This window comes from Leucobacter aridicollis, assembly GCF_013409595.1.
GTDB classification, from domain to species: domain Bacteria; phylum Actinomycetota; class Actinomycetes; order Actinomycetales; family Microbacteriaceae; genus Leucobacter; species Leucobacter aridicollis.
Genome location: NZ_JACCBD010000001.1, coordinates 3,280,906 through 3,300,049, shown reverse-complemented (window position 1 = coordinate 3,300,049; position 19,144 = coordinate 3,280,906). Strand labels below are relative to the sequence as shown.

The 19,144-nt window shown below is 66.8% G+C and carries 17 protein-coding genes; 15 read left to right on the top strand and 2 right to left on the bottom strand.

The annotated features are described in order from the left end of the window. The first annotated feature begins 63 nt into the window (after positions 1–63). The 4 genes from BJ960_RS15190 to BJ960_RS15175 are packed head-to-tail and all read left to right on the top strand — an operon-like array spanning position 64 to position 3,102. Positions 64–906, top strand: a complete 843-nt coding sequence (locus BJ960_RS15190) for a carbohydrate ABC transporter permease (RefSeq protein ID WP_307814757.1) — start codon at positions 64–66, stop codon at positions 904–906. After that, on the top strand, positions 903–1,256 hold the full coding sequence (locus tag BJ960_RS15185) for an L-rhamnose mutarotase (RefSeq protein WP_185987900.1): 354 nt from the start codon (positions 903–905) through the stop codon (positions 1,254–1,256). Before BJ960_RS15190 ends, BJ960_RS15185 begins: the two co-directional genes overlap by 4 nt. Beyond that, entirely contained in the window at positions 1,241–2,110 is an 870-nt protein-coding gene (locus tag BJ960_RS15180; protein WP_202229238.1) for an amidohydrolase family protein, read from the top strand. Before BJ960_RS15185 ends, BJ960_RS15180 begins: the two co-directional genes overlap by 16 nt. Next, the gene (locus BJ960_RS15175) at positions 2,107–3,102 is read left to right on the top strand and encodes an aldo/keto reductase (protein WP_307814756.1); all 996 of its coding nucleotides are present in this window, start codon (positions 2,107–2,109) and stop codon (positions 3,100–3,102) included. The genes BJ960_RS15180 and BJ960_RS15175 overlap by 4 nt, the downstream gene beginning before the upstream one ends. A gap of 41 nt (positions 3,103–3,143) precedes the next feature. Here BJ960_RS15175 and BJ960_RS15170 read toward each other — a convergent pair whose 3' ends face one another. Further along, positions 3,144–3,905, bottom strand: a complete 762-nt coding sequence (locus BJ960_RS15170) for a FadR/GntR family transcriptional regulator (RefSeq protein ID WP_185987898.1) — start codon at positions 3,903–3,905, stop codon at positions 3,144–3,146. A gap of 116 nt (positions 3,906–4,021) precedes the next feature. Here BJ960_RS15170 and BJ960_RS15165 point away from each other — a divergent pair, with 116 nt between their 5' ends. The 10 genes from BJ960_RS15165 to BJ960_RS15120 all read left to right on the top strand — a co-directional run bounded on the left by BJ960_RS15165 (position 4,022) and on the right by BJ960_RS15120 (position 16,542). Continuing rightward, positions 4,022–5,173 (top strand): mandelate racemase/muconate lactonizing enzyme family protein, encoded by a 1,152-nt coding sequence (locus BJ960_RS15165; RefSeq protein WP_185987897.1) that lies wholly within the window; start codon positions 4,022–4,024, stop codon positions 5,171–5,173. Between the two features lie 2 nt (positions 5,174–5,175). Beyond that, a complete protein-coding gene (locus tag BJ960_RS15160) occupies positions 5,176–6,138 on the top strand; it encodes an MBL fold metallo-hydrolase (RefSeq protein ID WP_185987896.1) in 963 nt (320 codons plus the stop codon). Continuing rightward, positions 6,135–7,223 (top strand): Gfo/Idh/MocA family protein, encoded by a 1,089-nt coding sequence (locus BJ960_RS15155; RefSeq protein WP_185987895.1) that lies wholly within the window; start codon positions 6,135–6,137, stop codon positions 7,221–7,223. The genes BJ960_RS15160 and BJ960_RS15155 overlap by 4 nt, the downstream gene beginning before the upstream one ends. A gap of 52 nt (positions 7,224–7,275) precedes the next feature. Further along, on the top strand, positions 7,276–8,535 hold the full coding sequence (locus BJ960_RS15150; RefSeq protein WP_185987894.1) for a CaiB/BaiF CoA transferase family protein: 1,260 nt from the start codon (positions 7,276–7,278) through the stop codon (positions 8,533–8,535). Then, positions 8,532–9,653: a type 2 periplasmic-binding domain-containing protein gene (locus BJ960_RS15145; RefSeq protein WP_185987893.1), complete on the top strand. Its 1,122-nt coding sequence runs from the start codon at positions 8,532–8,534 to the stop codon at positions 9,651–9,653. Before BJ960_RS15150 ends, BJ960_RS15145 begins: the two co-directional genes overlap by 4 nt. 25 nt (positions 9,654–9,678) lie before the next feature. Then, positions 9,679–10,485: an enoyl-CoA hydratase/isomerase family protein gene (locus tag BJ960_RS15140; protein WP_185987892.1), complete on the top strand. Its 807-nt coding sequence runs from the start codon at positions 9,679–9,681 to the stop codon at positions 10,483–10,485. A 69-nt stretch (positions 10,486–10,554) separates the two neighbouring features. Then, on the top strand, positions 10,555–11,868 hold the full coding sequence (locus tag BJ960_RS15135; RefSeq protein ID WP_185987891.1) for an enolase C-terminal domain-like protein: 1,314 nt from the start codon (positions 10,555–10,557) through the stop codon (positions 11,866–11,868). Positions 11,869–11,904: 36 nt separating this feature from the next. Continuing rightward, entirely contained in the window at positions 11,905–13,140 is a 1,236-nt protein-coding gene (locus BJ960_RS15130; RefSeq protein ID WP_185987890.1) for an alpha-hydroxy acid oxidase, read from the top strand. Positions 13,141–13,241: 101 nt separating this feature from the next. Beyond that, positions 13,242–15,116 carry a heavy metal translocating P-type ATPase gene (locus BJ960_RS15125; RefSeq protein WP_237463428.1) on the top strand — a complete coding sequence of 625 codons (1,875 nt, stop codon included), beginning with the start codon at positions 13,242–13,244 and terminating at the stop codon, positions 15,114–15,116. Between the two features lie 229 nt (positions 15,117–15,345). After that, positions 15,346–16,542: an Rv2578c family radical SAM protein gene (locus BJ960_RS15120; RefSeq protein WP_202229104.1), complete on the top strand. Its 1,197-nt coding sequence runs from the start codon at positions 15,346–15,348 to the stop codon at positions 16,540–16,542. A 132-nt stretch (positions 16,543–16,674) separates the two neighbouring features. Here BJ960_RS15120 and BJ960_RS15115 read toward each other — a convergent pair whose 3' ends face one another. Beyond that, positions 16,675–18,228 carry a class I adenylate-forming enzyme family protein gene (locus tag BJ960_RS15115; RefSeq protein ID WP_185987888.1) on the bottom strand — a complete coding sequence of 518 codons (1,554 nt, stop codon included), beginning with the start codon at positions 18,226–18,228 and terminating at the stop codon, positions 16,675–16,677. Positions 18,229–18,411: 183 nt separating this feature from the next. Here BJ960_RS15115 and BJ960_RS15110 point away from each other — a divergent pair, with 183 nt between their 5' ends. Further along, positions 18,412–19,128, top strand: a complete 717-nt coding sequence (locus BJ960_RS15110) for a TetR/AcrR family transcriptional regulator (RefSeq protein WP_185987887.1) — start codon at positions 18,412–18,414, stop codon at positions 19,126–19,128. The last annotated feature ends 16 nt before the right edge of the window (positions 19,129–19,144 follow it).

The following is a 19,144-nucleotide window of genomic DNA, read 5'->3' as shown; positions in this document are numbered from 1 at the left end:
CTATCGGAACGCGGCAGGTCCGCCGCGCGTGTGACAGCGGATCCCAAACGGTGGCTCTCAAGAGTGACAATCGGGATCGTGCTCGTCGGCTTCGCGATCTTCTTTATTCTGCCGATCGTGTGGCTGCTGCTTGCGCCTACGAAGAACCCCAAACAGCTCCTGCTTGATGGGCCGTTCACATTCGGGTCGTTCGAGCAGCTCGGCGCGAATTGGAGTTCACTCTTCGGGTTCCAGGACGGCGTGTTCCTCACCTGGCTTGGAAACTCGACGCTCTATTCCTTCGGCGCGATCATCATCATGCTGCTCGTCACGATCCCGGCCGGTTACGCGCTCGCCCTGACTGACTTCAAGGGTCGCAAGACACTACTCATGACAACTCTCGTCGTCATGCTGATTCCAAACACTGCGCTCGTCCTGCCAATCTTCCTCGAGCTCTCCGCACTGAAGCTTATTGGGACCCCGCTCTCGGTGATCCTCCCGTTCTCCTTCTTTCCTTTTGGCGTATACCTCACCTACATCTATTTTTCGACGACGGTATCGCGCGACCTGCTCAATGCCGCCCGCATCGACGGTGCGGGGGAGTTTAGAGTGTTTGCGCAGATCGCCATGCCGCTCGCGGCGCCGGTCATTGCGCTCACCGCATTCTTCAACTTCACGGGAAACTGGAACAACTACTTCCTGCCGTTCCTGATGGTTGGTGGCACCAAATCACCCGTGCAGGTCGGCTTGGCAAACATGCTTGCCAACGTTCCGCAGTTCAATCCGACGACGGCGGCGACGAGTGTCATTGAGCTGCCAACGCTTGCCCTCGCCACGCTCCTCTCGATCCTGCCCATCCTCATCATCTTCCTGTTCAGCCAGCGCTTCCTGGTCAGCGGCATGACGGCAGGTGGGACCAAGGGATGAGCGGATACGCTGTGCGGGATGGGGCTGCGAGGCGGTTCGGGTTTGTCGTGAACGTGCGACCCGAGAAGCGGGCCGAGTACCTAGCGCTTCACCGGGCCGTCTGGCCTCGGGTTGAAGCGGCCATGCACGAGAACGGGCTGAGAAACTACTCGATTTTCATCGCCGACGACACGCTATTTGGCGTATACGACTATGTGGGTGACGACTACGAGCGCGATATGGCGCGCGTGCAGGCGGACAAGACGAGTCAGGAATGGTGGGCACACACCGGGCCTTGCCAGGTCCCGTTTGGAGCGGTCGCCGGTGTGACAGGGTGGCGAGAGATGGAGTTGGCGTGGCACATGGATTGAGTGCTAAGGACGACCCGTTTCTCGTCGATGCTCACTGCCACCTGTGGGACCTCGCCGCTACCCCACAGGAATGGATCGCGGGCGACACTATGGCAGCAATCGACCGCGACTTTTCGGGCGTCGATCTCGACGAGGTGCTCGCGGCGCACGGGGCCAGTAGCTCAGTGCTTGTGCAAGCCAACAACTCGCTCGCCGAAACATACTTCTTACTTGACGAAGCGTATGCATCGTCGCGTGCGCACAGGGTGGTTGGATGGGTCGACCTCTCCGCCGATGTCGAGGCCCAGCTCGATGCCATCGCGAAGCACCCTGGTGCCGCCGCGCTCTGCGGCGTTCGCCACCTCGCACATGTCGATCCCGACCCCCGTTGGCTCGGGCGAGAGGACGTTTGGGCGGGCATCCGCGTGCTTGCAGCGCGTCGACTTACGTTCGACCTAGTCGTTCGGGCCCACCAGCTCCCCGTCGCGACAGCGCTTGCGGAACGGGTGCCGGACATGACCTTCGTGCTTGATCACGCCGGCAACCCGCCGAACGACGGCGTGGGATTTGCCGCGTGGGAGGTCGATGTGCGCCGGCTGGCTGCGCTGCCGAACACCGTCTGCAAACTTTCTGGCTTGGCCTCACAGAGCAATGCCGATGCCGCACTCGCCGTTGCGCTCGACGCGTTTGGCGCGAGTCGCACGATGTTCGCATCGGACTGGCCCCTCGTGCGGCTCAGTGACGAGAGCTACAGCGGCTGGATTGAGCGCGTTCGCGCCGCCGCCGCCCACCTTACTGCGGACGAACGGGAGCGAGTCTTCTCCGGCACCGCTCGCGCCGTATACGCCGCGGGGCTCGCGGAGGGGACGCCGTGACGGGCCCGATGGAGCGCGTCGGGTTGGGAGCCACGCGCGCGTGGACGACCCCGGTCGGTTTTGGCGGTGCGTCGATCGGCAACCTGTATCGCGAGACCAGCGACGCTGAGGCTGCTGGAGCGGTCGAAGCGGCGTGGGAGGCCGGGGTTCGTTCGTTCGACACTGCGCCGCACTACGGGCTGGGGCTGTCTGAGCGCAGGCTCGGCGAAGCCCTCGCTCGCTACTCGCGCGAAGAGTTCCAGGTCTCGACAAAAGTGGGACGCCTACTCGTATCAAACCCAGCACCGCGCGGCCGCGACGAGGGGTTTGCGGTGCCTGACACCCTTGCTCGCGAATGGGACTTCACTCTCGAAGGCGTTCGCAGGTCGCTTGAGGGAAGCCTCGAGCGGCTCGGTCTCGACAGGATCGACACGGTGTTCGTGCATGATCCCGATGCGGCCTACGCCGGGGCGGCGCGGGAGGGGCTAGAAGCACTTGCCGTGCTCAAAGCAGAGGGGCTCGTTGCCGCCGTGGGTGTCGGCACGAATCAGTCAGCGGGGCTCGCGGAGCTCCTCGGCGATGGCCTCATCGATGTGGTGATGCTCGCCGGGCGTTATACGTTGCTTGAACAGGGCGCACTCGACGACGTACTCGAGCCGGCGAGACGGGCCGGCGCCTCGGTGATTGCGGTGGCGGTGTACAACTCCGGTTTGCTTGCCGCGGCGCGGCCACCAGTGGACGCGACCTACGACTACATGCCCGCTCCGGTGGAGTTGCTTGGACGTGCGAATCGGCTCGCGGATGCTTGCGAGCGGCACGGCGTCTCCCTTCCGGAGGCCGCGCTCGCGTTCCCGCTCCTACACGATGCGGTCGCTGGCGTTGCGCTTGGGATGCGCAACGCTGAGCAGGTGCGAGAGAATATTCGACGCTTTGCCGCCGAGGTGCCCGCAGGGCTGTGGCGGGAGCTTGTCGACGAGGGGCTTGTCGATCCGCGGGCGGTCGGCCTCGCGTAGTTTCCGCTCGCGCTCGGCCATTGTCAGCTCCCGGCGGGGTGTCAGCTCCCTGTACGGTGTGAGCTCTCTGCTGGGATCCGACGGCGCTCCCACGCGCGGGTGATGTGTTCCTTCATCTCGCGCGCTGCGGTGTCGCTGTCACCCGCGGTGATGGCGTCGAGGACGCGCTTGTGTTCCTCGACGGTGTCGGGCATTGCCTCGGGGCCGGGTGCTCCATAGAAGCGCGCGTTGTCGCGAGCGCGACTTGTGAGCGTGCGCGCGATGCCCTGGGAAAGTCGGTCTCCGGCTATCTCCATCACAAGTGAGTGGAACTCGACGTCACTCGCGGCAAATGCCTCGGCGTCATCGATCGTTGCTTCGAGCTTTGCGTGAGCGGCGCCAAGGGCGCTGATTGCGTCGTCGTCACGGCGGGTGGCTGCCCGGCTCGCCATGCCGGATTCGAGCTCAGCGCGGACGGTCGCGATCTCATCGAGGATGCCGAGTTCGGCGTCGTTCTCGATCATGACAGTGAGCACAACCCTGTCGAGGATGTTCCAATCGTGCTGCTCGTTGACGACCGTCCCGCGGCCCTGCGCGACCGAGACCATGCCCTTTTCTTCGAGTCGCTTGATGGACTCACGGATGACGGTGCGGCTCACGCCGAAGTGGTCGCACAGCTCGGTTTCGCTCGGTAGGAGTTCGCCCGCTTGGAAATCGCCGACCACGATCGCCGTCACGAGGTCGTGTACGACGATTGTGCCGAACCGCGCCGTCGGGGTGCGCGGAGCGCCGAGGGTCTTGGGCTGCTGAGGAAGCGGGGACATGGGGCGAGTCTAGCGATAAAGGTGCGACGTATGACGCAAGACGGGCGCGGCTCGCCAAATTCACTTATAAGTCGTATGATGTATGTTAAGTTTCATCGAGCAACATCAAGGACGATATGAAGATCACCGGGTACAGGACCCTGCACACGCGCCACGACTGGCGACGGCCCATTGGGGACGCGAATGGGCACATCAACCCGGCCGTGACCGAGTCTCCGATCGTCATCGTTGAGACCGACGCAGGGATTGAAGGGGTCGGAGTCGGGTCGCACGCGGACCTCGACCGGCTCTTCCCCGCGATCCTCGGGGAGGATCCCCGCAGCGTCGGCGCGCTCTTTGACAGGATGGTTGCGCAGGTGTTCAAATCTGGGCACTCGGGGGCGACATACGGTGGCATCGCAACGCTCGACGCGGCGCTCTGGGACATTAAGGCAAAAGCAGCCAACGAGCCTCTTTGGCGACTGCTCGGAGGGCGCGACCGATTCGTGCCGGGCTATGCGTCAGGCCTCGACATCGCGTTGCCCGACGACCAGCTCGGCGCGCTCTACACTGAGTACGCGGAACGCGGGTACGTTGCGGGCAAGCTCAAGGGTGGCCTCGATCTCGACGCGGACCTCAGGCGGCTCGAGATCATGGCCGACGCGCTCTCGGCGCACACGACCCGACCGGGTCTCATGCTTGACGCCAACGAGTCATGGCAGCCGAAGCAGGCCGTGCGCTACGTCTCCGCCATCGAGGAGCGCCACGACCTCCTGTGGATTGAGGAGCCGGTGCGACGCTGGGACGTTGCGGGTCACGTTCGGTTGTCCGCGCAGGTGCGCTCAGCGGTCGCGACGGGGGAGAACCTCACAGGCATCGACCAGTTCAGGCCCTTCTTCGACGCCGGCGCGCCGGACATCGCGCAGGCCGGCGCGGTCTGGGGGGTGACGCACTTCCTGCGTCTCGCGTTCGCTGCCGACGCACACGATATCCCGGTGAGCGTGGTTGGCTACAACGCGAACCCAGCGGTTGCGGCCGCCGCCGCCGCGGTGCCCAACCACCTCACGACCGAGGTGCAGGACACGTCGTTCGCTCCCGGACTCATCGTTGACCACGAGTTCATTGATGGTGGGATCGTGCTGAGCGACGCCCCAGGAACCGGCATCACCGTCGACGAAGAAGGCATCGCGGCGGCTGCGACCGGCGACGGCTGGGGCAACCCCGCCGGCCCGCACATGCGTCCTGAGCGCGCAGGCCTGCGACTGATCCTCGACGGAACGGAGCGGTAACGATGACGGAACTACGACCGGGGCTGCACCGCTATGTCGCCCCACTGGGCGAGCGGTTTGTTGCGCTCTACCTGTTTGTTGGCACCGATGCCGCGCTGCTCTTCGACACCGGAGTGCGCGACTCGGTCACGGAGACGCTGCTGCCTGCACTCACCGCAGACGGCATTGACCCGAGCCGCATTCGGTGGGCGATCAACAGCCACTGTGACTTCGATCACACTGGCGGCAACGGGGCGCTCCGCGCAGCCCTGCCGGGTGTCCAGCTGCTTGCACACCGACTCGACCGGGCGCTGACGGAAGACGTCGAGCGGCTCATCGGCGAGCGCTACGGGGAATTTGCGGCGATGGACGGCTTCGATGATCCGCCCGCGACGACGGCGGCAGTACGGGCCGACAGCGATCTGGTATTGCTCGACGGCGAGCTGCGCGGCGGCGAGGAGTTCGATCTGGGAGACCGGCGCGTTCGAGTCATCCACGTGCCAGGGCACAGCCCGGGTCACCTTGCTCTATGGGACGAGCGCAACAACGCTCTCGCGATCAGCGACGCGGTACTCGGTCGGACAGTCCCCACGGCGAGCGGTACTCCGGCGTTCCCGCCGACCTATCGCGATACGGATGACTATCTCCAAACGATTGCCAGGGTGCGTGGGTTCGACGCCGACCTGCTCCTTACCGCGCACTATCCGGTGTACGAGGGGGCAGCGGTTTCTGGGTTTCTCGACGACAGCGAACAATACGTTGCTGAGGTCGACGATGCGATCCTCGGTGCCCTCGACAAGATTGTCGAGCCTGCGTCCACGCTCACGATCATTCGTGCGGCTGGTGCCGCACTCGGGCCGTGGCCCGCAGCTGCACTCGACTACTCGATCTTTCCGGTCACCGGAAACCTTGAGCGCCTTCGCGACCGAGGCGTCGTGCGCGAATCGATCCGCGATGGCAAGCGTTACTGGGAGCTCGCGCGATGAGCGCGTCACTGCCCTCGGGGCGCAAAGCGAGGATCGGTGCCATCGGCGCTGGCTGGTGGGCGACAAGCAACCACTTCCCGATCTACGCCGCGCGAGACGACGTCGAGCTCGTCGGAGTATGCGGTCAGGGTCCCAACCTCGGTGCGGTGCGGGACGAATTTGGGTTCGGTTTCGCGACCGAGGACTATGACGAGTTACTTGATGCAGGGCTCGACGGTGTCGTGATTACAACGCCGCACGACCTTCACATCGAGCACGCCCTGCGGGCTATCGATCGCGGGTTGCATGTGCAGGTGGAGAAGCCGGTCAGCCTTGACGCTGAGAGCGCGTGGGAGCTGGTGCGTCGAAGCGAGGAGGTTGGCGCACACGTACTCGTGCCGTACGGCTGGAACTACAAACCATTCACCATTGCCGCAAAGCGGCTCGTTGACGCCGGGCACCTTGGCGAGATACAGCACGTACTCTGCCACATGGCCTCGCCAACGCGTGGGCTCTTCGCGGGGAACCCCGATGACATTCGGACTCGGTGGGACTCGAATACAGCGGGGCCGCAGGCGAGCACGTGGCAGTCGCCTGAGCGCGGCGGAGGCTACGCGCACGGCCAAGTCACGCACTCGAGCGCGCTCCTATTCTGGCTGACCGATCTGCGGGCACAGAGCGTGATCTCCAAGATGACCGCCCCGGGTGCGTCGGTCGACCTGTTCAACGCGGCGGTGCTCGGCTTTGAGGGAGGGGCGCTCGGGGCGCTCTCGGGCGCGGCAACGCTGCCGGACGAGGACCCCTACCAAGTCGACATTCGCGTATTTGGCTCGGAGGGTGTGCTCATGCTCGATACCGAGCGGGAACGGGTTTCGCTGCACCGCTATGACGGACAGCGCTGGGACCTCGATATTGAGCCTGGCGCGGGCGGGTATGAATGCCTCGCCCCTCCCGCAAGGTTCGTTGATCTGCTCACAGGGCGAGAGACCGAAAACCATTCGGACGCCCGGGTTGCCGCCCGCACTGTCGAACTCATCGATGCGATGCACCGCTCCGCCGCCGCCGGCGGAAGCGAGATCCTGATCCCACCGTCCTCGGCCCGCTAGCCACGCACGGCCGACGCGCTCACCCACCCACCAACTCCGGAGGAACCTGACCATGACCACCCCCGCGCCAGCGGTCCTTGCTGGCTACCGTGTGCTCGACTGTTCGATCGCCATGGCCGGCCCATTCGCTGCTCAGCGGCTCGGCGATCTCGGCGCCGACGTCATCAAGGTCGAACCGACGAGGGGTGAGTGGCAGCGCCACACCGCGGCCGGGGGCGCACCCGGAAACAAGATCAACGTCTCGTTTCTCTCGCTGAATCGCAACAAGCGATCGGTGGCGCTCGACCTCAAGGCCGACGACGGACGAGACGCGCTACTCGCGCTTGTGGCCGAAGCTGATGTGTTCCTGCAGAATTACCGGCCGGGAGTCGCTGCGCGGCTCGGAGTGGACTATGAGTCACTTCGCGCGGTTAACCCGAACATCGTCTACGTGTCGATTTCAGGCTACGGCGAGGATGGCCCGTACCGCGACCGGCCTGGCCAGGACTTGTTGCTGCAGGCGATGAGCGGCGCGCTGCTGTCCGCCGGTCGCGAGGGCGAGCCGCCGACTCCCGCCGGCCAATTCCTCGCCGACGCGATCACCGCGTCGACCGCCTTCGAAGGTGTGCTCGCTGCACTTCTGCACCGTGAGCGAACAGGGGAGGGGCAGCTTGTCACGGTGAACATGCTCGACGCAGTGACGACGCTGCAGATGCAAGAGCTGTCGGTGCACACGGTCGGCGGAGTGGCGCAGGCGCGCTCGGCGGAGCCCCACGCGCACAGCTATATTCGCGCGCCCTACGGCATCTTTGCGACAGCGGACGGATTCATTGCGCTCGCGTTCGCCGAGCCCGAGACGCTCGGCGAGCTCATCGGAGAAACCGGGTTCGTGGGCTGGACGGGCGAGGTTGAGGGATGGAGCAAGCGCGATGAGCTGTACCGTGGCGTGCAAGATCGACTGATCCGGGAGACGACCGCCCACTGGCTCGAAAAGCTCGGCGCCGCGGGCATCTGGGTGGGCCCCGTCTACGGCTATGAGGAGCTGGTCAACGACCCGCAGGTCGCCCACAACGGCACCTTCGTCGAGTACGAGCACCCCACCGAGGGCACCGTCCGTACCCCCGGCTTTCCGTACCGCTTCAACCGCACGCCGCCGCGGATTACGCGAGGAGCGCCGCTTGTCGGAGAGCACTCGCGCGAGATCCTGCTCGAGGCCGGACTCGCAGCCGACAGGATCGACGCGCTCATTGCGGACGGCGCTGTCGCGGAAACTGTGCTTGAGCCCAGTGCGGCGCGGCCGTCCGCTCCGTACCGTCGCGGCGGTGAGGCGTGACCTACCGCGGGCTGACCTGGGATCACCCGCGCGGGCGTCAGGCGCTTGAGCGGACCGCGCTCGCGGCGCCGGGACTCATCGAATGGGAGGTGCACTCGCTCGAGGGGTTCGAGGCGAGCCCGATTGAGGAGCTCGCCGAGCAGTATGACGTGCTCGTGCTTGATCACCCACACCTTGGAGACGCACTCGCCGCCGGGGCTTTGATTCCTGTCGAGGCCTGGCTCGGCGAGGACGCACTCAGGCGAATCGCCGCTGACGCCGTGGGTCCGAGCCTCCGCTCCTACGAGGTCGGCGGGCGCACCTGGGCGCTGCCACTGGACGCAGCGTCCCAAGTGTCCGCCCGGCTCCCCGAGCGAGTCGCCGAGGCCCCCGTGCGATGGGAGGACGTGCTGCAGCTCGCGCAGCGTGTGCCGGTTGCGCCGAACCTCGGCGGCCCGCACGCGCTCCTGAGCTACCTGTCGATCTGTGTCGCGCTCGGCGAGGACCCTGCGGTAGACGGCTCCGAGCTGCTCGTGTCAGAGGCGGTGGGGAGTGAAGCGGCACGGATCCTGATTGAGCTCGCCCGCACCGCTCCCGCGGGCGCGGTGGATCTGAACCCGATTGGGCTCCTCGAACGGATGCGCGACGAGCGCGACATTGCGTACGTGCCACTCGTCTACGGGTACGTGAATTACGCTTCAGGGCCCGGAGCGCTCGCGTTCGCGAACGCTCCGGTGGGTCCCGCCGGGCGAACAGGATCCGTCATCGGCGGCACCGGGCTCGCCATTTCCACGCGTACTCAGCCCGACGCGCGGCTTGTCGACATGCTCACCTGGCTCATGCACCCGTTGACCCAGGCCACCGTGATCTCCGAGCACGCGGGGCAGCCCTCGAGCGGGGCCGCCTGGGCAAACCCGGAGGTCAACCGACTGGCGGGCGAGTTCTACGCAGCGACCCGGCGCACCATCAATGAGGCCTGGGTGCGCCCGCGGCTGCCCGGCTTCACCGCGTTTCAGGCATCGGCGTCGCGGCTCCTGCGTGACCGCATTGCAGCTTCAGATGCCTCCGGAGCGTGGCGCGTTGTGCAGCGCGAGTACGCGCACACCCTCGCGGGCGCCAAAATGCCTGCGCATCGTTAGACCCACACAGAGTAAGGACCCAGTGATGACTTCTTCCACACCCGCCCCGGGCGCCGAGCAGCCCGACGGGCGGATCCGCCTTGAGCTCGACGGCCACGTCGCGACGATCACCCTCGACCGGCCGGAGAAGCTGAACGCCGTCACCCCGGAGATGAGCGCCGAACTTGAACGGGTCATCTTCGCACTCAACGACGATGATGACGTTCGCGCGATTGTTCTGACGGGCGCTGGCGAACGCGCGTTCAGCGCCGGAAGCGACATCCGCACCCTGGACACCTATGCGACACCATGGAGCTTCCGTAACCGGCGGGATTACTGTGACGCCCTGCGCGAGTGCCGCAAGCCCATCATTGCCGCGGTGAATGGCTACGCCCTGGGCGGCGGGCTCGAGACAGCACTGTCGTGCGACATCCGACTCGCTTCGGAGGCGGCGAGCTTTGCCGCGCCCGAGATCAAGCTCGGCTGGATTGGCGGTGGCGGAATGAGCGCCTTCCTGGCGGCCTCGATCGGGCAGTCCAACGCAGCGACAATGCTGCTCACTGGCGATGGCATCGACGCGGAGCGCGCCCTTGCCTGGGGGCTCGTGACCGAGGTTCTGCCGGCCGGTCAGCTACTGGTGCGCGCTAGGGAACTCGCTGCCACGATTGCTTCGCGCCCCCCAATTGCTGCGGAGACGGCGAAGGCGAACCTGCGCGCAGCGGCGAACATGCCGCAGGAAGAGGCCGTGCGTTTCGAGCGCGAGCTGCAGACTGTCACCTTTGCCACCGAAGACGCTGCCGAGGGGCGGCGGGCGTTCGCTGAGAAGCGGCCCGGGGTGTTCGCGCGGCGCTAGCTTCAGCACTGGCGTATCGTCTGGAAACTAATCGTGTAGGAAATTGCTAGGTCGTATAGGATTCTGAACATGCCTGTTATTACTTCGGTGCGTAGCTACGACGTGCGCTTTCCTACTTCGCTTGAGCTTGATGGCTCCGACGCGGTCAATGTTGATCCTGATTATTCGGCCGCGTATGCGGTGCTTGAGGCAGACAATGGTGAGCGCGGGTACGGTCTCGTGTTTACTGCCGGTCGTGGCAACGAGATTGTTGCGAAAGCGATTGAGAGTTACGGGGCCCGGCTTGTGGGGCTTGAGCTTGATGACCTGGTGAGTGATTTGGGGGCCGCGGCGAAGCGGCTCGTGCATGACTCGCAGTTGCGGTGGCTTGGCCCGGAGAAGGGCGTCTCGCAGATGGCTGCTGGCGCGGTGATCAACACGTTGTGGGATGTGCGGGCGAGGCGTGAGGGGAAGCCGTTGTGGCGGCTGCTTGCGGAGATGAGTCCCGAGGAGATTGTTTCGGCGATCGATTTCACGCACATTCAGAACGCGTTGACGCCCGAGGAGGCGCTCGAGATTCTGCGTGCGGGTGAGGTCGGGAAGGCTGAGCGGTTGGCGGAGCTTGCCGCGAATGGGCATCCCGCGTACACGACGACGCCTGGCTGGCTCGGGTATTCCGACGAGAAGCTTGTGCGGTTGTCGAAGGAGGCCGTTGCTGCCGGGTACGACATGATCAAGTTGAAGGTTGGGACGAGCCTGGAGGACGACGTGCGGCGGATGCGGCTCGCGCGTGAGGCCGTGGGGCCAGAGATTCGGATCTCGATTGATGCGAATCAGCGGTGGGAGGTCGATGAGGCGATCGCGTGGACGAACGCGCTTGCCGAGTTTGATCCGTTCTGGATTGAGGAGCCCACGAGCACTGATGACGTGTTGGGGCATGCCGATATTCGTCGGGGTGTGGCGCCGATCAAGGTGGCGACGGGTGAGGCGGTGATGAACCGGATCATCTTTAAGCAGATGTTGCAGGCTGGGTCGCTTGACGTGTTGCAGTTGGATTCGACGCGGGTTGCTGGCGTGAATGAGAATCTCGCGATTCTGGTGATGGCGAAGAAGTTTGGTGTGCCGGTGTGTCCGCATGCTGGTGGTGTGGGGCTGTGTGAGTTGGTGCAGCATTATTCGTTCTTTGACTATGCGGCGCTCACGGGGGAGATTGGGTGGAAGCGGGTTGAGTTTGTGGATCATCTGCATGAGCATTTTGTTGAGCCGGCGCGGGTGGTGAACGGGAGTTATGTTGCTCCGGTGTTGCCGGGGACGGGTGCTGAGATGGTTGCGCAGTCGCGTGATCGGTGGGTGTTCCCTGATGGTGCTGGGTGGGTGGAGTTGCGGGCTGCCGGCCGCATCTAACCCCAATTCATTTCGACAGTAGAAAGGCGGCGTCACGTGGTCCAGCGACAGTTCCCTCGCCCCACCGAGATCCTCGATCTCATGAAGTTCAAGAAGCCTGAGCTCAACGGCAAGAAGCGCCGCCTCGACGGCGCGCTGACGATCTATGATCTGCAGCGCATCGCGAAGCGCCGCACCCCAAAGGCCGCGTTCGACTACACCGACGGCTCCGCCGAGGGCGAGCTTTCGCTGAGCCGTGCGCGTCAGGCCTTTGAGGACATCGAGTTCCATCCGTCGATCCTGCGGGATGTCTCGATGGTCGACACTCGCGCGCAGATCTTCGGCGGCGAGTCCGCAATGCCGTTCGGGATCGCGCCGACGGGGTTCACGAGGCTCATGCAGACCGAGGGCGAGATCGCCGGGGCCGGCGCAGCCGCCGCGGCCGGGATCCCGTTCACGCTGTCGACGCTCGGCACCACCTCGATCGAGGACGTGAAGGCGACGAACCCGAACGGACGCAACTGGTTCCAGCTGTACGTCATGCGGCAGCGCGAGATCTCCTACGGCCTCGTCGAGCGCGCGGCGGCCGCCGGGTTCGACACGCTGATGTTCACCGTCGATACGCCCGTTGCCGGCGCGCGGCTGCGCGACGCCCGCAACGGCTTCTCGATCCCCCCGCAGCTCTCGCTCGGCACGATTGCGAACGCGATCCCGCGCCCCTGGTGGTGGTGGGACTTCCTCACGACACAGAAGCTTGAGTTCGCCTCGCTCTCCTCCACGGGCGGAACCGTCGGCGAGCTGCTCGACTCAGCGATGGACCCGTCGATCTCGTTCGAGGACCTCGACGTGATCCGTTCGATGTGGCCCGGCAAACTCGTCGTGAAGGGCGTGCAGAACCTCGAGGACTCGAAGAAACTCGTTGATCTTGGCGTCGACGGCATCATCCTGTCGAACCACGGCGGGCGTCAGCTCGACCGCGCGCCGATCCCGTTCCACCTGCTGCCGGAGGTCGCGCGCGAGGTCGGGCACCACACCGAGATCGCGATCGACACCGGCATCATGAACGGCGCCGACATCGTCGCCTCGATCGCGATGGGCGCGAAGTTCACGCTCGTCGGGCGAGCGTATCTGTACGGTCTCATGGCTGGCGGCCGCGAGGGCGTCGATCGCATGATTGCGATCCTCTCCGACCAGATCGTGCGCACGATGAAGCTGCTCGAGGTGAAGACGCTCGACGAGCTCACCCCGGCGCACGTCACTCAGCTGCAGCGCCTCATCCCGCGCGGCAAGTAGGGCGGCGCGGGCGCGCCGCCCTAGATCAGGATCGCCGTGGGGGCGAACACTTCGCCCCCTGATGTTGCCCGGATACGCTTGGGAGTAGCAGGATGAGGGCTATGAACCTTATCGTGCGCGGGGCGAAGGCCTACCCGGCCGTCGTACTGACCCTCATCGTCGGTGCCATTGGACTCGCGCTGCTGGCAACGCCGGCGCGCGGCCTCGCGCCGTGGCTCGTTGGCGGGTACGCGCTCTGCATTGCCGCGTGGCAGGCGGTGGAGATGGTGCGGCAGCTGCTCCGCGGGCACGCCGGCCTCGACATCCTCGCCATCATCGCGATCGTTGCCGCGGTGAGCGTCGGCGAGCCGTGGGCGGCGCTCATCGTCGTGCTGATGATCACCGGCGGCGAAGCACTCGAGGACTACGCGGAGAACCGCTCCAAGCAGGAGCTCACGGCCCTGCTCAAGCGTGCGCCACAGCAGGCCACCCGGCTCCTCACCGCGCCGGTCGCGGCCGGAGCGGGGGCGGCTGGCGCGGCGGACGACCGCACGGAGACGGTTCCCGTCAGTGACATCAATGTCGGCGATCACCTGCTCGTGCGACCGGGCGAGCTCGTCCCGGTCGACGCGATCCTGCTCGGCGGCTCGGCGGAGTTCGACGAGTCCTCGCTCACCGGTGAGAGCCTCCCAGTGCTCCGCGCGGCCGATGAGCGGGTCTCGAGCGGCGTCGTGAACGGCTCGACCGCGATCACGATGCGCGCGGCCGCGACCTCGAAAGACAGCAAGTACCAGCAGATCGTCGATCTCGTGGAGCAAGCGCAGGGAAGCCGCGCGAAGACCGTTCGCCTGGCCGATAGGTACGCGCTCCCGTTCACCGTCGTCGCGCTCGTCATCGCCGGGGTTGCGTGGTTCGTCAGCGGCGAGCCGGTCCGGTTCGCCGAGGTGCTCGTCGTCGCGACCCCGTGCCCGCTGCTCATCGCCGCGCCAGTGGCGTTTCTCGGCGGGATGAGCCGTGCCGCCAAGAGCGGGTTGATCGTCAAGGGCGGCGGCACATTGGAACAGCTCGCGAAGGTGCGCTCGGCCGCGTTCGATAAGACGGGCACGCTCACGACGGGCAAGCCAGAGCCCCGCGAGGTGCGCCCGGCGACGGGCGTCGCTGAGGAGCAGCTGCTCCAGCTTGCCGCGAGCGCCGAGGTGTACTCGTCGCACGTGCTCGCGAGCGCGGTCGTTGAGGCGGTGAAGGCGCGGGGCATCCCCCTCCTGCCCGTCGAATCCGCAGCGGAGAGCGCAACGAACGGCGTCGAGGCCGTCGTCGCGGCGGGCACCGTGCGCGTCGGGAAGCCGAGCTGGGTCGCCAAGGCCGCGCCCGGCCTGGAAATTGCCCCGCTCGACGCCGGCGAGTTGGCGATCTACGTGGCGCTCGACGACCGGTTCCTCGGCACGCTCATCATGCGTGACGAGCTGCGGCCAGAGGCGCCGGAGGTGCTGCGCGGGCTCCGCGGTCTCGGCGTTGAGCGGTTCGCGATGGTCACCGGCGATGTCCCCGCGACCGCGAACGCGATGGCCGAGCAGGCCGGCATCGACGAGGTCTACGCAGAGTGCAGCCCCGCAGACAAGGTGCGTATTGCCAGCGAACTGCAGCCCCGGCCCCTCATCATGGTGGGCGACGGGCTCAATGACGCCCCCGTGCTCGCGGCGGCCGACGTCGGCTTCGCGATGGGCGCGCGCGGCTCGACGGCGGCGAGCGAGTCTGCGGACGTCGTGAACCGGTTCGACAGGATCGACGGGGTTGGCGAGGCGGTCAGGATCGGCAAGGACACGGTGCGCATCGCCCTCGAAAGCATCTGGATGGGCATCGCCGTGAGCGTCGGCCTCATGCTCGTCGCCGCGTTCGGATTCCTGCCCGCGATCGTCGGCGCCTGGATGCAGGAGGTCGTCGACCTGGTCGCGATCCTGTGGGCGCTCCGCGCGATCCGCGGGAAACGGCGCGTGTAGCCGCGGCCCGTCGCGGCTGCGCTGGGCGGCGCCCCATTTCCCGCCGCCCCCATTTCCCGCCGCCGCCCCATTTCCTTCCGCCGCCCCATTTCCTCTCCGCCTCAAATTTTCCTTCCCACCCCAATTCCCCGCGGTAATTGGGGTGGGAAGGAAAATTTGGGTGTGCGGGGAAGGAAGTGCGCGCGGATCGCCACTTGCGAATCATTCGAACATATGTTCGAATCGGTGCATGAGGTGGAATGGACAGAGCGCCGGGGCGATCAGGATCGGGTCCAAGCAGGCGAACGCGCCGAGCTCGGTCACGGCCGCTCTGCCCGGGCTTGAGCTCGCCGAGGTCGCGGCGATGCCCGGCCACCTCCGCACGACGCGGGCGCCCGAGTTCGCGGGCATGGTGTTCCACGAGGTCCTCGCGAAGAGCGCCCTGAATCGCGTACCGCAGGGATCGTCGATGCCGTTCGCGTGGACGATCAACCCCTATCGGGGCTGCTCGCACGCCTGCGTCTACTGCTTCGCGCGCGGCTCTCACCAGTACCTCGACTTCGACGCTGGCGCCGATTTCGACTCGCAGATCGTCGTGAAGGTCAACGTCGCCGAGGTGCTCGGCCGCGAGCTCGCGAAGCCGTCCTGGGGGCGCGACATGGTCGCCCTCGGCACGAATACGGATCCCTACCAGCGGGCCGAAGGGCGGTACGCGCTGCTCCCCGGCATTATCGAGGCGCTCGCGGCGCGGGAGACGCCGATCTCGATCCTCACCAAGGGCACACTGCTGCGCCGGGATCTGCCGCTGCTCGCGGAGTCGTCGAAGCGCGTCCCCGTCGAGCTCGCCATGTCGATCGCGGTTGGCGACCACGCGCTGCAGCAGTCCATCGAGCCAGGCACGCCGACGACGCGTGCCCGCCTCGAGACGGTCGCGGCGGCCCGCGCGGCTGGCCTCGAAGTCGACGTCTTCGTGATGCCGGTGCTGCCGCACCTCACGGACACCGCCCGCCATCTCGAGCCGCTGCTGCGGGACATCCGAGACGCTGGAGCGCGCTCGGTCATGTACGGCGCCCTGCACCTGCGGTCGGCCGTGAAACCGTGGTTCTTCGCCTGGCTCGGCAGAGAGTATCCGGATCTCGTGCCCGCCTACCAGCGGCTCTATCCCGGGGCGTCGAGCAAGGCGACGCAGGCGTACAGGCTCGAACTCGCCGGACGGATCCGGCCGCTCATTCGGAAGTACGGTCTCGAATTCAGCGGCGGGGCAGGGCGGAGCCGCGACCCGTACCCGCCCGTCGCCGCAGCCGGCGCGCGTGCACCGCGCGGGCCCGTGTCGCCGCGCGGTGCGGGGACGCGGCGCGGCGCGCGGCAGCTTCCGAGCACCGGGGAGGGGGCCGCGCTGCCGCTCTGGGACGAAGTGCCGGGCGCCCCTGCCCCAACGCTGTTCTGAGCCGCGACGAGGGCGGGCGCGCGGGGCCGTTCCGCGCTGGGCTGGGCGAGCCGCCGCCGTCTGGCCCCGCCGTCGAGCCGTGCCGGCCGGGCCCCGCCGGGCGGGCCCCGCCGTCGGGCCGCCGCTGCCGCGCTACGCCGCCGTGACGCCCTCGCGCACGAGCGCGCGCAGCCGGTGCTTGAGGACCTTCCCTGAGGGGTTGCGGGGGAGCGCGTCGATCGAGACGAGGTCGCGCGGCACCTTGTAGCGCGCGAGTCGCTCGCCGAGGAACTCGCGCAGTTCCTCAAGCGTCGGCCCGCCGTCGGCCGCCGGGACGACGACCGCAACGACGGTCTCGCCCCACTCGGGGTGTGGCTTCGACACCACGGCGATATCCGCGATGCCGGGGTGCTCGCGCGCCGCGTTCTCGACCTCGAGCGTGTACACGTTCTCGCCGCCGGAGATGATCATGTCGTTGATACGGTCGGCGATAAAGAGGTAGCCGTCCTCGTCGAGCCTCGCGAGGTCGCCCGACTTGTACCAGTCGCCGTCGAACGCCTTCGCGGTGGCCTCGTCGTTGCCGAGGTAGCCGACCATGCGGGTGTCCGAGCGCATCCAGATTTCACCGGTTTCGCCCGGCAGTGCGTCGCGGCCGTCGAGCGTGACGACGCGGATGTCGACGCCAGGCATGCCGGCGTGGCCGACGGACCCAGCCTTGCGTTCCTGATCTTCGGGGCGGAGGACGGTGCCGACAGGGCCCATCTCGCTCATGCCGTAGACCTGCTGGAATCCGCCGGACGGGTAGGCGGCACGCATGGTCTGCATGGTGTCCTTGCCGATGGGGGCGCCGCCGGCGAACCAGATGCGTGCGCTGGAAAGGTCGAACGCGTCCCAGTCGATCCCTGCGGCTCTTGTTGCCTGGAGCGGAGCGAGGTAGGCGATGGCCGGTCCGAAGAATGCGGTCACGCGCTCCTGTTCGATCGTCCGAAGGAACTCGATCGGGTGGTACTCGCGCAGGAGCACCGCCGTGCCGCCGAGGAACATCATCGGGAGGAACCAGTTGTTGAGCGGCGACGAGTGCCAGATCGGCATCGCGATGAGGAACCTGTCCGACGCCTGCAAGCCGCCGCTGATCGCGCAGTACGCCGCGACCGTCGTGATGCCACGGTGGGAGTGGATGCAGCCCTTCGGGTCGCTCGTGGTGCCCGACGTGTACAGCGGCTCGGCGGTTTCGGTCTCGCTCACGTCGACGCCATCCCACGGCTCGGCGGCCGCGACGAGCGCGTCGAAGTCGTCGCCCGGCTCGACATCGATCTCGGGGAAGCTCGCGGCCTCGGTGACGAGCCAGCGGACGTCGGGTGCGGCCTGGCGGGCAGTGCCGAGGAGAGTCGCGTCGACGACCCCGACCGTTGCGCCGCAATGGGTGATGAGGAATCGCAGCTCTGGCGCGGTGAGCTTGTGGTTGACGGGCGCAAGGGCCATGCCCGCGCGCCACAGGCCGAACGCCGCGAACACGAATCCCGGGGTGTTGAGCGTGATGACGGGCACGTATGCGCCGCGGGTCAGGCCCGCGTCGTGGAAGACGCGTGCGGCGCGGCGCGAGTGTTCGACGAGGTCGGTGTAGGTGTATCGGCGGTCGGCCGCGACGAGTGCTTCCTTGTGCGGAAACTTCCTCGCGGTGCTTTCGAGCATGCTGCTGAGATCCATCTGGTCCTCCTGGGTCAACGACGGTGTTGAGCGGTGAATGGGCTGGACGAACTTCGACGCCGGCCCTTTCGCAAACAATTGAATCATGGTTCAATTGTTTGCGAAAGGCGGAGTTTTCCCGCGCTGCGAAGATGGAGACGTCGCAGCGGCCGATGACGGGCCGCCTGGAGAAAGCAGGATCCGATGGCGTACCGAAGTACCGAACGCACCGAGCAGCACCGGGCCGCGCGGAGTGCGGCGCTCATCGACGCCGGCCTCGCGCTCGTCGCCGAGGGCGGGTTCTCGGCCGCGACGATCGCCCGCGTCGCCGAGCGCGCGGGCGTCTCCACCGGCACGGTCTACACCTACTTCCCAGAGAAGTCGGCGCTCACCGCCGCGGTCTTCGAACGGGCGGCGGGCATTGAGCTCGAGATGGTGCGCTCAGCCGTTGCATTCGGAACGGCCGCCCGCCTCGAGACGCCAGCCATACAGCGGCTCGACGCGCTGGTGCGCGTCTTCGGTTCCCGCGCACTTCGCGGCAGAACCCTAGCGATGGCGCTGCTCTTTGAAGCCGCCGACGTCGGAGTCGAGCGAGAGCGCCTGGTCTTTCGACGCGCCTACACCGACACCGTTGCCGAGGTGCTCGCAGACGGCGTCGTCGAGGGGACACTGCCGCCGGAGCGCATCGACCTCCTCGCCCCGGCGATCGTCGGGGCGCTCGGCGAGGCGTTCATCCGGCCGCTCTCGCCGGCCGCGGACGGCCGCTCCGACGTCGACACCGTCGAGGTGCTCGACTCGCTTGCCGCGGCATGCCAGCGCCTCGCAGGGTTCGAGGTCGCCAGCGCCGACCCGTTGCGGGCCGGAGACCCTGCCGGGCGTGCACCGAACACGACGACCGCACTGCGCCCACCGACCACCTAAGTCACGCACGTTCGAA

What these genes read in the sequence shown, in the direction of transcription:
- BJ960_RS15165 (WP_185987897.1), top strand. Translation starts at nt 4,022, where the DNA reads ATGAAGATCACCGGGTACAGGACCCTGCACACGCGCCACGACTGGCGA.
- BJ960_RS15155 (WP_185987895.1), top strand. Translation starts at nt 6,135, where the DNA reads ATGAGCGCGTCACTGCCCTCGGGGCGCAAAGCGAGGATCGGTGCCATC.
- BJ960_RS15185 (WP_185987900.1), top strand. Translation starts at nt 903, where the DNA reads ATGAGCGGATACGCTGTGCGGGATGGGGCTGCGAGGCGGTTCGGGTTT.
- BJ960_RS15135 (WP_185987891.1), top strand. Translation starts at nt 10,555, where the DNA reads ATGCCTGTTATTACTTCGGTGCGTAGCTACGACGTGCGCTTTCCTACT.
- BJ960_RS15115 (WP_185987888.1), bottom strand. Translation starts at nt 18,228, where the DNA reads ATGGATCTCAGCAGCATGCTCGAAAGCACCGCGAGGAAGTTTCCGCAC.
- BJ960_RS15170 (WP_185987898.1), bottom strand. Translation starts at nt 3,905, where the DNA reads ATGTCCCCGCTTCCTCAGCAGCCCAAGACCCTCGGCGCTCCGCGCACC.
- BJ960_RS15125 (WP_237463428.1), top strand. Translation starts at nt 13,242, where the DNA reads ATGAACCTTATCGTGCGCGGGGCGAAGGCCTACCCGGCCGTCGTACTG.
- BJ960_RS15110 (WP_185987887.1), top strand. Translation starts at nt 18,412, where the DNA reads ATGGCGTACCGAAGTACCGAACGCACCGAGCAGCACCGGGCCGCGCGG.
- BJ960_RS15150 (WP_185987894.1), top strand. Translation starts at nt 7,276, where the DNA reads ATGACCACCCCCGCGCCAGCGGTCCTTGCTGGCTACCGTGTGCTCGAC.
- BJ960_RS15140 (WP_185987892.1), top strand. Translation starts at nt 9,679, where the DNA reads ATGACTTCTTCCACACCCGCCCCGGGCGCCGAGCAGCCCGACGGGCGG.
- BJ960_RS15120 (WP_202229104.1), top strand. Translation starts at nt 15,346, where the DNA reads ATGAGGTGGAATGGACAGAGCGCCGGGGCGATCAGGATCGGGTCCAAG.
- BJ960_RS15160 (WP_185987896.1), top strand. Translation starts at nt 5,176, where the DNA reads ATGACGGAACTACGACCGGGGCTGCACCGCTATGTCGCCCCACTGGGC.